This window comes from Pseudomonas shirazensis (assembly GCF_050496565.1).
GTDB classification, from domain to species: domain Bacteria; phylum Pseudomonadota; class Gammaproteobacteria; order Pseudomonadales; family Pseudomonadaceae; genus Aquipseudomonas; species Aquipseudomonas shirazensis_A.
Genome location: NZ_JBNWAE010000008.1, coordinates 125,367 through 138,425 on the forward strand (window position 1 = coordinate 125,367; position 13,059 = coordinate 138,425).

The 13,059-nt window shown below is 64.2% G+C and carries 13 protein-coding genes; 5 read left to right on the forward strand and 8 right to left on the reverse strand.

Translation table 11 applies throughout. The features are described from left to right. The gene (locus ACQZ2L_RS13635) at positions 1–1,350 is read right to left on the reverse strand and encodes an MFS transporter (RefSeq protein WP_430326609.1); all 1,350 of its coding nucleotides are present in this window, start codon (positions 1,348–1,350) and stop codon (positions 1–3) included. A 326-nt stretch (positions 1,351–1,676) separates the two neighbouring features. On the opposite strand from ACQZ2L_RS13635, the gene ACQZ2L_RS13640 reads away from it, so the two are divergent. Beyond that, positions 1,677–2,390 carry a FadR/GntR family transcriptional regulator gene (locus ACQZ2L_RS13640; RefSeq protein ID WP_430326610.1) on the forward strand — a complete coding sequence of 238 codons (714 nt, stop codon included), beginning with the start codon at positions 1,677–1,679 and terminating at the stop codon, positions 2,388–2,390. Positions 2,391–2,559: 169 nt separating this feature from the next. Here ACQZ2L_RS13640 and ACQZ2L_RS13645 read toward each other — a convergent pair whose 3' ends face one another. From ACQZ2L_RS13645 to ACQZ2L_RS13660, 4 genes are all read right to left on the reverse strand, one after another. Beyond that, positions 2,560–3,570, reverse strand: coding sequence for a zinc-dependent alcohol dehydrogenase family protein (locus ACQZ2L_RS13645; protein WP_430326611.1), 1,011 nt, complete (start codon positions 3,568–3,570; stop codon positions 2,560–2,562). A gap of 40 nt (positions 3,571–3,610) precedes the next feature. Then, complete coding sequence (locus ACQZ2L_RS13650; protein ID WP_430326612.1) at positions 3,611–4,201, reverse strand: HAD family hydrolase; 591 nt, start codon at positions 4,199–4,201, stop codon at positions 3,611–3,613. Further along, complete coding sequence (gene tesB / locus ACQZ2L_RS13655) at positions 4,198–5,067, reverse strand: acyl-CoA thioesterase II (protein ID WP_430326613.1); 870 nt, start codon at positions 5,065–5,067, stop codon at positions 4,198–4,200. The genes ACQZ2L_RS13650 and tesB overlap by 4 nt, the downstream gene beginning before the upstream one ends. A gap of 96 nt (positions 5,068–5,163) precedes the next feature. After that, positions 5,164–5,733 (reverse strand): GNAT family N-acetyltransferase, encoded by a 570-nt coding sequence (locus tag ACQZ2L_RS13660; RefSeq protein WP_430326614.1) that lies wholly within the window; start codon positions 5,731–5,733, stop codon positions 5,164–5,166. A 128-nt stretch (positions 5,734–5,861) separates the two neighbouring features. Between ACQZ2L_RS13660 and ACQZ2L_RS13665 the strand changes: the two genes are divergently transcribed. Both ACQZ2L_RS13665 and ACQZ2L_RS13670 read left to right on the forward strand, forming a co-directional pair. Beyond that, on the forward strand, positions 5,862–6,776 hold the full coding sequence (locus ACQZ2L_RS13665) for a histone deacetylase family protein (protein WP_188036711.1): 915 nt from the start codon (positions 5,862–5,864) through the stop codon (positions 6,774–6,776). Positions 6,777–6,928: 152 nt separating this feature from the next. Further along, positions 6,929–8,167, forward strand: coding sequence for a TIGR03862 family flavoprotein (locus ACQZ2L_RS13670; protein WP_430326615.1), 1,239 nt, complete (start codon positions 6,929–6,931; stop codon positions 8,165–8,167). A 46-nt stretch (positions 8,168–8,213) separates the two neighbouring features. Here the strand turns inward: ACQZ2L_RS13670 and ACQZ2L_RS13675 are convergent, their stop codons facing one another. The 3 genes from ACQZ2L_RS13675 to ACQZ2L_RS13685 form a co-directional block, all read right to left on the reverse strand. Beyond that, on the reverse strand, positions 8,214–9,545 hold the full coding sequence (locus tag ACQZ2L_RS13675) for a DEAD/DEAH box helicase (RefSeq protein ID WP_430326616.1): 1,332 nt from the start codon (positions 9,543–9,545) through the stop codon (positions 8,214–8,216). Positions 9,546–9,777: 232 nt separating this feature from the next. Further along, entirely contained in the window at positions 9,778–10,257 is a 480-nt protein-coding gene (locus ACQZ2L_RS13680; protein ID WP_101322228.1) for an NYN domain-containing protein, read from the reverse strand. A gap of 54 nt (positions 10,258–10,311) precedes the next feature. After that, positions 10,312–11,064, reverse strand: coding sequence for a DUF2076 domain-containing protein (locus ACQZ2L_RS13685; RefSeq protein ID WP_430326617.1), 753 nt, complete (start codon positions 11,062–11,064; stop codon positions 10,312–10,314). 153 nt (positions 11,065–11,217) lie between these two features. Between ACQZ2L_RS13685 and ACQZ2L_RS13690 the strand changes: the two genes are divergently transcribed. After that, entirely contained in the window at positions 11,218–11,874 is a 657-nt protein-coding gene (locus tag ACQZ2L_RS13690; protein WP_430326618.1) for a YciC family protein, read from the forward strand. Between the two features lie 65 nt (positions 11,875–11,939). Then, on the forward strand, positions 11,940–13,025 hold the full coding sequence (locus tag ACQZ2L_RS13695; RefSeq protein ID WP_430326619.1) for an endonuclease/exonuclease/phosphatase family protein: 1,086 nt from the start codon (positions 11,940–11,942) through the stop codon (positions 13,023–13,025). The last annotated feature ends 34 nt before the right edge of the window (positions 13,026–13,059 follow it).

Consider the following 13,059-nt stretch of genomic DNA (forward strand, 5'->3'; position numbering starts at 1 on the left):
TCAGTGGGTCTGGCTCAGGGCCGACTGCGGTTTGAGGTCATTGGGCGTGTTGGCCTTTGGGCCGGTGCGAACGAAGAACACCACGATCGCCGCCAGTACCGAGGTCACCGCCAGGCCATACAGGCCGCCCTGGATCGAGCCGGTGTGCTCTTCGAGCAAGCCGAAGGTAGTTGGCGCGACAAAGCCGCCGAGGTTGCCGACCGAGTTGATCAAGGCGATCACCGCCGCGGCGATGCGCGCATCCAGGTAGCCCTGCGGGATCGGCCAGAACAGCGCCGAAGCCGACTTGAAGCCGATCGCGGCAAAGCACACCGCGACAAAGGCGAACACCGGGCCACCGGTGGTGGACATGAACATGCCGATGGCGGCGATGATCAGCGCTGCGGCGACCCAGGCTTGCTGGAACTTCCAGCGGGCAGAGCCGGCGGCAAAGGCATACATGGCGATGATCGAGATCAGCCACGGGATCGAGTTGAAGAAGCCGACCTGGATGTCGGACAGATCGCCCATGCGCTTGATGATGCTCGGCAACCAGAATGTAGCGGCATAGATGGTCAACTGGATGCAGAAGTAGATGCCGCAGAACAGCAGAATCTGCCGGTCCTTGAGCAGGCGCCAGGCCGAGGTCTTGACCACCCCGCCCGCCTCGCGCTCACGCTGCTCGCGATCGATGGTTTCGACCAGCGCGTCCTGCTCTGCCCGGCTCAGCCACTTGGCGTCATGGGGTTTGGAGTCGAGCCAGAACCACACGACAAAGGTCAGGCACACCGAGGCCATGCCCTCGATGAACAGCATCCACTGCCAGCCGTGCATACCGAAGCCCTGAATCTGCATGAGCATGCCGGCCAATGGCCCGGAGATCAGCGAGGCGACCGCCGAACCACTGAGGAAGATCGCAATTGCCTTGCCACGTTCAGCCGCAGGCAACCAGCGGGTGAAGTAGTAGATCACCCCCGGGAAGAAGCCTGCCTCGGCCACACCAAGCAGAAAGCGCAGCACGTAAAACTGGGTTTCGGTCTGGACGAAGGCCATCGCGGTTGCCACCAGGCCCCAGGTGAACATGATGCGGGTCAGCCATACGCGGGCGCCGACGCGCTGCAGGAGCATGTTCGACGGCACCTCGAACAAGGCGTAGCCGATGAAGAACAGGCCTGCACCAAAGCCATAGGCGGCGGCGCTGATACCAAGGTCGCTCTCCAGATGCGGGCGGACGAAGCCGATATTGACGCGGTCCAGGTAATTGACGATGAACATGATGACGAACAGCGGCAGGACGTGGCGTTTGACCTTGGCCACGGCGCTGGTCAACACGTCGTCACGCCGTGCGGACGGAGCGAGGGTGTCGTTCACTGCAGAATCTCCCACTAATTGTTTTTGTGCGGGTCGATGGCGGTCATGGCGGCGGGCAGCGCGCCGAGTTGTCTGACATGCCAGTGGAGGCCAGAATAGGCCTCACGAAGTTGTACGACAAGATGCTGAACGGTCGGCAAAAAGCAAAATACAAGCTTATAAAGTGGATAAAATCTGTGAAATTAGCTAATACCGTTCAAACAACGAGAGCACCCGTCTGATTTATACCGTTGAAAATAATTTGAAATTTAAACTTGTCAGACAAGCGCCGATGCTAATCTCGCCCCTAGCCCAAGGCACTTGTCTGAACCAGTGCGGAGCCGCCCATGACCGCCCCTGAATCCATCGATCCCCCGCGCAAACGTGGCCACAGCCGCGCCCATGATCTGGTCTCGAGCCTGACTCAGCAGATCCTGCTCGGCACCTTCAAGCCCGGCGACAAGCTGCCCTCGGAAAACACCCTGGTGCGCGAGCACGCCGTCAGCCGCACGGTGGTGCGCGAGGCGTTATCCAAGTTGCAGGCTTCCGGCCTGGTCGAGCCGCGCCATGGCATCGGCACTTTCGTTATCGAACGCCAGGCACAAAGCGGCCTGCGCGTTGGGGCCGAAAGCGCGGCGAGCGTGCGTGATCTGCTCGAGTTACGGATTGGTCTGGAGGGCCAGGCTGCGGCGTTGGCCGCGCTGCGCCGGACTGACAGCCAGTTGCTGCGTATGCGCCAGGCACTGGATGACCATCAGGACCTCGCCGCGGCCGGCGACAGTTGCATCGAACCCGACCGGCGCTTTCATCTGCTGATCGCCGAGGCCACCGGCAACCTGTATTTCAGCGAGATGATGGCGCAGCTGGGCAGCGGCTTGATCCCGCGTAACCGCATGGCGGCCGATGAGCGCTCAGGTGCCAAGTTGGCCCGGCATGCTTACCTGGCCAACCTTGAGCATGAGGCGATCCTCAATGCTATTCGTCGGCAGGACCCGGATGCGGCGCGGGCGGCGATTTGCCTGCACCTGTCCAATAGCCGGGATCGGTTGTTGCCGGAGTGAAGGTTTGGGGACGCCGGGGGCGCGTTGCGCCCCTTTCGCGACACAAGGCCGCTCCTACAGGGGACCGCGCACCAACGACTTACGCGGTCGACTGTAGGAGCGGCCTTGTGTCGCGAAAGGGCTGCGCAGCAGCCCCAACATACTCGAGCCAAACACAACTTCCAGCGCTTCAGAACGTCAGGCAAATCTTGCCAAAATGCCGATTACTCTCCTGATACTGAAACGCCTCAACAATCTGCTCCAGCTCAAAATGCTTGTCGACCACCGGCCGCAGCCCGTTGGCGTCAATGGCACGAACCATCGCCTGCTGCTGCGCACGGCTGCCAACCAGCACGCCTTGCAGACGAATCTGCCGCACCAGCGCCTGCACCAATGGCAACTCCCCAGCAACGCCGGTAAGAATGCCGATCAGCGAAATATGCCCGCCAATCCGCGCCGCGATCATCGACTGCTCAAGCGTGGCCGGGCCGCCGACTTCGATCACATGATCGACGCCACGATTGTCGGTCAGCTTGCGCACCTGCTCGCCCCAGGCCGGGGTGCTGCGGTAGTTGATGACATGGTCGGCACCCAGCGCCTTGAGCCGCTCCAGCTTGGCATCGCTGGACGAGGTAGCAATCACCGTGGCGCCAGCCAGCTTGGCGAACTGCAGGGCAAAAATGGACACACCACCGGTGCCCTGCACCAGCACGCTGTCACCTGGTTTGAGCTGATCATCGGCCATCAGTGCACGCCAGGCAGTCAGCCCGGCGGTAGTCAGGGTCGCAGCCTCGGCATGGCTGTAGCCACTCGGCGCACGGGTGAACGAGGTCGCGCGCGCGGTGACCTGCTGACGCGCATAGCCATCGATACCATCGCCAGGCACGCTAGCAAAACCTTCGACCAGCGGCTGGCCATCGAGCCAGTCGGGGAAGAACGTGCTGACCACCGCATCGCCGACCTTGAACTCGGTGACGCCCGCGCCCACCGCGGTCACTTGCCCAGCGCCATCGGCCATCGGAATACGTCGCTCGCTCGGCCCCCACATGCCGCTGACCACGGCAAAGTCATGGTAGTTGAGCGAGCTGGCGTGCAGGCGCACGCTGATCTCGCCGGCCTGCGGCGCGGCCGCCTCGCAGGTGCCGATCTGGACGTTGGCGTAACCGCCGCCGGGCTGAACGTAGATCGCCTTGCTGGTCATGGCAGCTGTTCCTCTGTAAGTGGATGGGGTGCTGTGCAGCTTAGCCGAGCATCGCCTGCAACTGGCGGCAGTCGGCGGCGTGCCAGTCGGTCAGCTCTGGCCAGGGGTTGTCCGGCAGATTGACCAGCACCGTGCGCGCGCCGGCGGTGCGGCCGCATTCCAGGTCGATGCGGTAATCGCCGACCATCACCAGCTCGCTGGGGTCGACGTCCCAGGCCTGGGCGATTTTCAGCAGGCCGTCGGGGCTTGGCTTGGGCGCGGCTTCGTCGCGGCCGAGCACCAGCTGCTTGTCGAAGCAATCGGCCAGGCCGATCGCCTCGAGGGTGACGTGCGCCAGCTCGCGGGCGTTACGGGTAAGGATCGCCAACTGGCAACCACGCCCGGCCAGCTCGCGTACCAGCTCGACCGCGCCAGTCGCAGCAGTCGAGGCCACGGCCAGGTCACGCTCGTGTTCGAGCAGCCAGGCGTGTTTGGCTTCGGCCTCGGCAGCAGGCAAGGCGGCCAGATGGGTAAGAATGTCGTCCTCAGGCGGAATGCCCAGCGCTACCCGGATCGCGGCAAAGTCATGCACCGCCACGGTCAGCGTGCCGTCCATGTCGAACACCCAGTTGCGTACTGCCGAGAGGCTCATGACCAGTCCTTGCGATGGCGAATCAGGCCTTCCTGGGCCGACGAGGCCACCAGTTGCCCGGCGCGGTTGTAGATGCTGCCGCGGCAGAAGCCACGGGCATTGCCAGCCCACGGGCTGTCGGTGGCATACAGCAGCCAGTCATCGGCGCGCAGGTCGCGGTGGAACCACAGCGAGTGATCGAGGCTGGCGATCTGCATGTCCTTCTGCCACACCGACTTGGCATGCGGCAGCAGCGCGGTGGTCAACAGGCCAAAGTCGGAGGCGTAGGCAAGCAGGTATTTGTGCAGCGCGGGCACGTCCGGCAGGCTGCCGCTGGTGCGGAACCAGGCGTATTTGACCGGGTCGCCGGGCTTGGGGTTGAACGGGTCGCGCTCGGTCACCGGGCGCACTTCGATCGGCCGATCACACAGCACCTTGTCGCGGATGCGCTCGGGCAGTTGCTCGGCCATGGCGCTGGCCAGTTCGACTTCGCTGGGCAGGTTTTCCGGGCCGACTACATCGGGCATCGGCGCCTGGTGCCCGAAGCTTTCTTCGTCGTACTGGAACGAGGCGCTGCAGGTAAAGATGGTGTGGCCTTTCTGGATCGCAGTCACCCGGCGGGTGCTGAAGCTGCCCCCGTCACGCACCCGATCCACCGAATACACCACCGGCAGGCTGGCATCGCCCGGGCGCAAGAAATAGCCATGCAGCGAATGCACATGGCGGGCGTCTTCGACTGTCTGGCTGGCAGCCGACAGCGCCTGGCCGAGCACCTGGCCGCCGTACAACTGGCGAAAGCCCAGGTCCTGGCTGCGGCCACGGAACAGGTTTTCCTCGATCGCTTCAAGGCTCAACAGGTCGACCAGGTCGTCCAACACGTGGCTCATGGGGGTGTTCTCCTAGCTAGGCAGCACGGCGCTACAGCATTTTTGAAAGACAAGATGATACAGAATTTGTCATCAGCGCTACGCATGCAGCGCCATTCAGCCGTGCAGGGTGTCCTGCCAGTGGGCGCGGTCGATGCGGTACAGCACATGCCGGCGCAGCGGGTCATCGGCGGCAAGCTTGGGGTGGTCGAAGCTGCCGTCGAGGTCCTGCTGCATGCCGATGGCCTGCATGACCTTTTGCGACGCCAGGTTGTTCTCGCTGGTGAACGACACCACCTGCTCCAGGCGCAGTTGCGCGAAAGCGCAGCGCAGGCAGGTCCAGGCCGCCTCGCTGGCAAAACCCAGGCCCCAGTGCCGGCGGGCCAGGCGCCAGCCGATTTCCACCGCAGGGGCAAAGGGCGCGTCGAAGTTGACGTTGAGCAGGCCGGTCATGCCGATGAAGGCGCCGGTGTCCTTGCGCTCCAGCGCCCACAGGCCGTAGCCGTATTCATTGAAGTGACCGCGCACCCGGCCGATCAGCGCAGCCGCCTCGACTCGGCTCAACGGCGCCGGGAAGTAACGCATCACCTGCGGGTCGGCAGACATCGCGGCAAACTCGGCGAGGTCTTCGTCGTGCCACTGGCGCAAGATCAGGCGGGCGCTCTCAAGTTTGGGGATCAGCGTCATCAGCCAGCTCCGAAAAAAGGTCGTGTCGCATCTTACAGGGTAGGCCCAGCAACGCGGCGGCGCCCGGCAATAGCCCAACGGCCACCGGAGCTGGCACTATCCACGTACATCCCTAGCGCGATCCCATCATGCCGTTGCCGCTGATCTACCACGACGACTACAGCCCGGAGTTTCCCGCCGAGCACCGCTTTCCGATGGACAAGTTTCGCCTGCTGCGCGACCACCTGATCGACAGCGGCCTGACCCGCGACGAGGATTTGCTGCGCCCGGAGATCTGCCCCAACGACATCCTCGCCCTGGCCCACGACCGCAGCTATATCGAGCGCTACATGAGCGGCGAGTTGTCCCGCGAAGACCAGCGCCGGCTCGGCCTGCCCTGGAGCGAAGCGCTGGCCCGGCGCACCGTGCGGGCGGTCGGCGGCTCGCTGCTGAGCGCCGAAATGGCCCTGCGCGACGGCGTCGCCTGCCACCTCGCCGGCGGTACTCATCATGCCCACTACGACCACCCGGCAGGCTTTTGCATCTTCAATGACCTGGCGGTGATCAGCCGTTATCTGCTGGAGGCCGGGCGCGTGCACCGGGTGCTGATCTTCGACTGCGACGTGCATCAGGGCGACGGTACCGCACGCATGCTGCAGGACACCCCGGAAGCGATCACCGTGTCGCTGCACTGCGAGCAGAACTTCCCCGCGCGCAAGGCGCAGAGCGATTGGGACATCCCGCTACCGCGGGGCATGGGCGACGCCGAGTACCTACAGGTGGTGGATGACGCACTCAACTATTTGCTGCCGCTGTACCAGCCCGACCTGGTGCTGTACGACGCCGGGGTCGATGTGCACAAGGACGATGCGCTGGGTTATCTGCAACTCACCGACGAAGGCCTGGCGGCACGCGATGAAAAGGTGCTGCGCCACTGTCTGGGGCGGGATATCCCGGTGGTCGGGGTGATTGGCGGCGGCTACAGCAAGGACCGCCTGGCCTTGGCCAAGCGCCATGGCATCCTTCATCACACTGCAGCGCGTGTCATCAGTTGTTCACAATGACTGTGGAACCGCCTGTGGATAACCTGCTGGCAACCCGCTGCAGGCCTCTAGCTGTATGGCCTGCAAAGCACTGATCATTTTTTGACCAGTGCTTGCGAAAGCGTGCTTGGGGTAGAATGACGGCTCTTTTCCACAGCCCGTTGCCGCCGACCATGTCTGATCTCCACCCTGTTCGCCCTCCTCTGGTTGCCGTTATCGGTGCCGGCCCTGCCGGGCTGATGGCCGCCGAAGCCCTGGCGGCATCGGGCGTAGCGGTGCAGGTGTTCGACGCCATGCCGTCGGTGGGGCGCAAGTTTCTCCTGGCGGGCGTGGGCGGCATGAACATCACCCATTCCGAGCCCTACCCCGCGTTTGTCGGCCGCTACGCCGAGCGCAGCAGCGAGATCGACGCGCTGTTACGCGGCTTTGATGCCGACGCGCTGCGCCAGTGGATACACGGCCTCGGCATCGAGACCTTTGTCGGCACCTCCGGGCGGGTGTTCCCCACCGATATGAAAGCGGCGCCATTGCTGCGCGCGTGGCTCAAGCGCCTGCGCGACAGTGGCGTAGTTATCCACACCCGTCATCGCTGGTTGGGCTGGAATGCCGAGGGTGCGCTGCGGATAGCTTATCCACAGGGCGAACTGGTTGTGCAGGCCGATGCGGTAGTGCTGGCGCTGGGTGGCGGCAGTTGGGCACGGCTCGGCTCTGACGGCGCTTGGCTGCCATTGCTGGCAGAGCGGGCTGTGGATATCTCGCCCTTGCAGCCGAGCAACTGTGGTTTTGAAGTGGCAGGCTGGAGCGAGCTGCTGGTGAGCAAGTTTGCCGGCGCACCGCTGAAGAACATCGCCTTGGCCATGCCCGGCAGCCCGCCGCGCAAGGGCGAATTCATCCTCACCGCTCAGGGCGTGGAAGGCAGCCTGGTGTATGCCTGGTCGGCGCCAGTACGGGAGGCGATCAACCGCGAGGGCCGCGCTACCCTGCTGCTCGACCTGCTCCCAGACAAGCCTGTGGACAAAATCGCCCAGGCCTTGGCCAAACCGCGTGGCTCGCGTTCGATGGCCAAGCATCTGCACAGCCAGTTGGGCATCGATGGGGTGAAGGCGGGGTTGTTGCGCGAGCTGACCGATCAGGCCACGTTCGCTGACCCGCTGGCACTGGCGGCGGCAATCAAGGCGCTGCCGATCGAGCTGGTGCGCACGCGGCCTCTGGACGAGGCCATCAGCAGTGCCGGTGGGGTGCGTTTTGCCGGGCTGGATGAGGGCTTGATGCTGCGTCAGCTACCGGGCGTGTTCTGCGCTGGCGAGATGCTTGACTGGGAGGCGCCGACGGGCGGCTATCTACTCACGGCCTGCTTTGCCAGTGGCTTGCGTGCGGGCAAGGCTGCGGCCGAATGGCTCAACGCACGCTGATGGCGAGTCGAGCCGAACGCAGGGTCTGCGTTCGGCTCTGAGCAGCTTAAGGCTTGCGCTTGCGCGGGCCACCGTTAAAGCTCGGCACCTTGCGCACGGCTTTCACCGCTGGCTTGGCGTCCACTGAGTCGGTGCTGTCCATCCATTTGCCCAGACCACGCTTGGCGCTGTTTTCCTTGGGCTTCTTGGGCTTTTTCGGTTTCTTGATCACTTGCCCGCTGGCGTCGGTCAGCGGTACCCGGTGCTCGGGGATAAAGTCCGGTTCTTCGTGACGCGGCAGGGTCTGGCGGATCAGCGTTTCAATCGCCGAGAGCATCTGCACTTCATCAGCGCATACCAGTGAAATCGCCTCGCCTTTGTTGCCGGCCCGGCCGGTACGACCAATCCGGTGCACGTAGTCTTCGGCGACGATTGGCATGTCGAGGTTGACCACCAGCGGCAGGTCGTCGATGTCCAGGCCACGGGCGGCCACGTCGGTAGCAACCAGTACCTGAATCTCGCGGGCCTTGAAGGTATCCAGCGCGCGCTGGCGGGTCGCTTGCGGGCGATCGCCGTGGATGCCGTCGGCCACTACGCCTTCGGCGAGCAGGCGCTCGACCAGTTGATCGACGCCGTTACGGGTCTTGGCAAACACCAGCACCTGCTTCCAGCGCTGCTTGCGCAGCAGGTAGCAGAACAGGTCGGCCTTGCGCTTCTTGTCGACCGGCACCAGCCACTGCTTGACGGTGTTGGCCGCGGCGTTGCGCGGGCTGACTTCGATGCTCAGCGGGTCGTTCAGCGCCAGGCCTGCGAGCATGCGGATCTGCTCGGAGAAGGTCGCCGAAAACAGCAGGGTCTGGCGCTTGCGCGGCAGTGCGGCGTACACCGATTGCAGTTCTTCGGCAAAGCCCAGGTCGAGCATGCGGTCGGCTTCGTCGAGCACCAGCATCTGCACCTGGCCGAACTTGACCGCTTTTTGCCGGAACAGGTCGAGCAACCGGCCTGGGGTCGCCACCAGCAGATCGACACCACGGCGCAGGCGCATCATCTGTGGGTTGATGCTGACGCCGCCGTACACGGCATAGGTCGAGACCGGCAGGTTTTCGGCGTATTGCTGGACGTTGGCATGGACCTGCTCGGCCAGCTCGCGGGTCGGCACCAGGATCAGTGCGCGGATCGAATTGCTGGCGACCTTCTCACCTTCCAGCGCCAGCCGCTGCAACACCGGCAGGGCAAAGCCTGCGGTCTTGCCGGTGCCGGTCTGGGCGGCGGCCATCAGGTCGCGGCCAGCCAGCACGGCGGGGATGGCCTGGGCCTGCACGGGCGTGGGGGTGGAGTAGTCGCGCTGCTGCAGGGTGCGCAGCAGCGGTTCGATCAGGCCGAGTTGGGCGAAATTCATTTCAGTACCGTCAGGGGGGTTCAGCGAAGGCGGCAGTTTAACCCGCGAACACCGCTGCCTGACAGATACAACACGGTCCCTGTAGGAGCGGCCTTGTGTCGCGAAAGGGCTGCGCAGCGGCCCCGCGATTTGTGCCACACCGCAGAATCGCCGGGCCAGCTGCGCTGGCCTTTCGCGACACAAGGCCGCTCCTACAGGGGACCGCGTACGGTCAACAGGGGACCGCGTACGGTCAGTGGCGCAGCAACAGATGCCCTTCGATCGGCACATAGCGGCTGGCCGCGCGTATCAACGACAGTGCCGTCAGCCCCGGCGTGCCATACACCACCGCCTCTACCCCATGACGCTGAATCGCCCGTTCCAGCAGCAGATCAAAATCTCCATCGCCAGACGCCAGCACCACCTGGTCCACGCGGCTGGCCGCTTCGATCACATCTAGGGTAATGCCGACATCCCAATCGCCCTTGGCCGAGCCATCGCTGCGCTGGATATAAGGCTTGAGCCGTACCTCGAAACCAAGGTTGCGCAGAATCTGCTGAAACTGCTGCTGCTTGCTGTCGCCGCGGTCAATCGCATAGGCCACCGCCTCGACGATGGTGCCCTCGCGGCTCACCTCGGCCCACAGCGCTGCATAGTTGAAGTGGCAGCCGTGGGCCTGGCGGACGGTGTAGTAGAGGTTCTGCACGTCGGCGAACAGCGCGATTTTTTTCATCCAGGCCTCGGCTGAGCGGGCAGGCGCCCGCAAAGCTGAGCAGTATGCCAGCTGTCAGACGAAGCTGTCGTCGTCGCTGAAAAAGCCGCCATCGTCGCTGCCGTAATCAGTGTCGGCGTAGCCGCCCTGGTCAGCGCCATAGCCGCCGTTATCAGCCACCTGCTGCTGCGCGCCCTGGTCCTGCCAGCCGCCGCTGTCACTGGCCGGCGCCGGTTCTTCCTTGATCACCTCGACCACCTCGTCAGGCTGCGAGTTGTGGTGGAACATGCTGCTGATGCCCTGCGCCAGCAGCACGCCGCCGGCAACCCCGGCTGCCGTCTGCATGGCCCCACCGAGAAAACTCGACGCACCCGAACGAGCCGGCGCGGCGTTGAACGCCGACTGCTGCTGCGGTTGCTGAGCGGGTGGTGGCGCGTTGTAAGCAGCAGGCGCAGGGTCACGCCAGCCGCCGCCGGAGTTTGCCGGTGCTGCCGGGCGCTGCGGCTGCGGATCAGGGCTGCGGCTACCGGCACCAAAGATGCTCGACAGGAAACCGCCGCTGTTGGTGTTGCTGCTGCGGGTCGCATCGACCTGGGCGCGGGCCTGCTTCAGCTCCGCCTCCAACTGCTTGTTCTTTTCATCCAGCTGCTTCAGCGCAGCTTCCTGCACCAGTATCGCCTGGGCCATGTAGTACGGCGCCGCCGGTTGCGTGCGCAGGTGCGCTTCGATGCAGGCCTGGGCCTGGGCATCGCGCGGCTGGTTGGGGTCTTCGGCTTGCTTGATGCGGCCAAACAGGCCATCGATCAGCGATTGTTCTTCGGTATTCATGCTTACCTCACGCGCTGGGCGGGACATCGGATGCATCAAAGATGGGGGGTGGCGGCGCGGGATTCAATCAGCGCACGGGTGAAACTTTTTTCAGCAAGGGCCGGAGTGGGCTAAAGTTACGCCCCTGCTATTACTGCCATGCGATGTTGACTGATGAATCCGCTGAGCGTTCTGCGCGACTCCCTGTACTTTTTCCGCCGCCACCTGGTGAGCATCGTCCAGCTTTGCCTGCCGTTGATCGTGCTCGAGGCACTGGCCACCCAACTGCTGTATCGCCAGCTCGGCGACAGCGCCTCACCGGCTTACGGCATGCTTGTAAGCCTGTTGGTATACCCACTTTACAGTGCGGCGCTGATCCTCTATCTGGACACCCGCAGCCAAGACCAGCACATCGCCAACCGTGATCTGTTTGCCCGCGCGGTGCAGCTGTGGCCGCAGTTGGCCCTGCTGATCATGATCAGCACCTTGTTGATCATGGCCGGCCTTGCGCTGTTCGTCTTCCCCGGCATCTGGATCATGATCAACCTGGTGTTCGCCGAGTACCTGCTGGTGCTGCGCGGCATGCCGTTGATGCAGGCCATGCGCGAAAGCGCGCGGATGACCACCGGTCATTTCATGCGCATTCTGGTCTGCGTGTTTGTTTCGCTGGCACCGGCATGGCTGCTCGACGGTCTGTTGCTGATGGCCTTCCCCGACCCCGCCGGCGGCGTGCAATTGGCCATGGACAGCCTCAGTGGGCTGTTGCAGTTGTTCAGCAGCGTGGTGCTGTTCCGCATCTTCATGCTGCTTGAGGCCAAAGCGGGCGCCTGAGCCACGCTGACACGGCGCCACCACCTTGGGTATGCTGGCGCTATTCGCACCGACAAGCCGAGCCGATGATCCGACTACTGCGCAACGTCCTGCTGTTGATTCTCCTGGCGCTGGCCTCGCTGTGGTTGCTGGCCAACCATCTGGGCTGGCAACCTGCCCCGCGTGAGGCGCTGCCAGTCGCCTGTCAGAGCCCGGCGCCAGTCCTGCAAGCTGGCCAGCCGCTGAAGGTGATGAGCTGGAACGTGCAGCACCTGGCCGGCAAACGCTATGTGTTCTGGAACGACCAAGGCCAGGGCAGCGATACCCGCGCCACCGCTGAAGACCTGGCGTTCACCCTCGATGAAGTCGCGCGGGTAATCCGTGCCGAGCAGCCCGATGTGGTCCTGCTGCAAGAGCTGGACAAGGACGCCAAGGCCAGTGATTACCAGGACCAGCTCGGCCTGCTCCACGAACGCCTGGCTGACCTCTACCCGTGCAGCGTGCAGAGCTATCAATGGCAGGCAGGCTTCGTCCCCGACCGGCATATCTTCGGCAGCGTCGGCCGCACCCTGGCTACCCTCAGCCGCTATTCGATTGCCAAGGCCGAGCGCCTGCAACTGCCGAATGCGGTAACGGGCGCTGTGAGCCGGCTGCTCGAACAACAACCGGCGTTGCAGGTCAGTTATCTGCCGTTGAGCGACGGCAGCCGACTGGCGGTGCTCAACACCCAACTGTCGCCCTACCGCGCCGGCAGCGACCTGCAACGGCAGCAGATGAACCACGTCAGCAAGGTCGTCGACCGCCTCGAAAGCCAGGGCACGCCATGGCTGCTCGGTGGCGACTTCAAGCAGTTGCCGCTGGGCCAGTACCGCCGCCTGCCGCCAGCCCAGCGTGGCAGCTACGCCCCGGACAGCGACCTGCACCTGCTCTGGGACAAGTACCCGATGATCCCCAGCAACGCTGAAGCCAGCGGCGCCGAACGGGCACTGTGGCTGACCCACTTCCCCAACGACCCAGCCCTCAGCGGGCCCGACCGCAGTGTCGACTTCATCTTCCACAGCCCACGCTTGCTGCGCACGCAGGCCTACGTGCTGGGCAACGGTACCGAGCAGATCTCCGATCACCTGCCGGTACGTGCCGATCTCGCGCTGCCGGCGCCGCAACGCAACTGAGCACAGCAAGGAAGGCCTTCTGGCTCCGTTGCGC

Excerpts from the sequence above, each read along its gene's own strand:
- ACQZ2L_RS13645 (WP_430326611.1), bottom strand. The coding sequence starts at position 3,570 with ATGACCAGCAAGGCGATCTACGTTCAGCCCGGCGGCGGTTACGCCAAC.
- ACQZ2L_RS13660 (WP_430326614.1), bottom strand. The coding sequence starts at position 5,733 with ATGACGCTGATCCCCAAACTTGAGAGCGCCCGCCTGATCTTGCGCCAG.
- ACQZ2L_RS13690 (WP_430326618.1), top strand. The coding sequence starts at position 11,218 with ATGAATCCGCTGAGCGTTCTGCGCGACTCCCTGTACTTTTTCCGCCGC.
- ACQZ2L_RS13685 (WP_430326617.1), bottom strand. The coding sequence starts at position 11,064 with ATGAATACCGAAGAACAATCGCTGATCGATGGCCTGTTTGGCCGCATC.
- ACQZ2L_RS13680 (WP_101322228.1), bottom strand. The coding sequence starts at position 10,257 with ATGAAAAAAATCGCGCTGTTCGCCGACGTGCAGAACCTCTACTACACC.
- ACQZ2L_RS13675 (WP_430326616.1), bottom strand. The coding sequence starts at position 9,545 with ATGAATTTCGCCCAACTCGGCCTGATCGAACCGCTGCTGCGCACCCTG.
- ACQZ2L_RS13670 (WP_430326615.1), top strand. The coding sequence starts at position 6,929 with ATGTCTGATCTCCACCCTGTTCGCCCTCCTCTGGTTGCCGTTATCGGT.
- ACQZ2L_RS13640 (WP_430326610.1), top strand. The coding sequence starts at position 1,677 with ATGACCGCCCCTGAATCCATCGATCCCCCGCGCAAACGTGGCCACAGC.
- tesB (WP_430326613.1), bottom strand. The coding sequence starts at position 5,067 with ATGAGCCACGTGTTGGACGACCTGGTCGACCTGTTGAGCCTTGAAGCG.
- ACQZ2L_RS13665 (WP_188036711.1), top strand. The coding sequence starts at position 5,862 with ATGCCGTTGCCGCTGATCTACCACGACGACTACAGCCCGGAGTTTCCC.
- ACQZ2L_RS13650 (WP_430326612.1), bottom strand. The coding sequence starts at position 4,201 with ATGAGCCTCTCGGCAGTACGCAACTGGGTGTTCGACATGGACGGCACG.
- ACQZ2L_RS13695 (WP_430326619.1), top strand. The coding sequence starts at position 11,940 with ATGATCCGACTACTGCGCAACGTCCTGCTGTTGATTCTCCTGGCGCTG.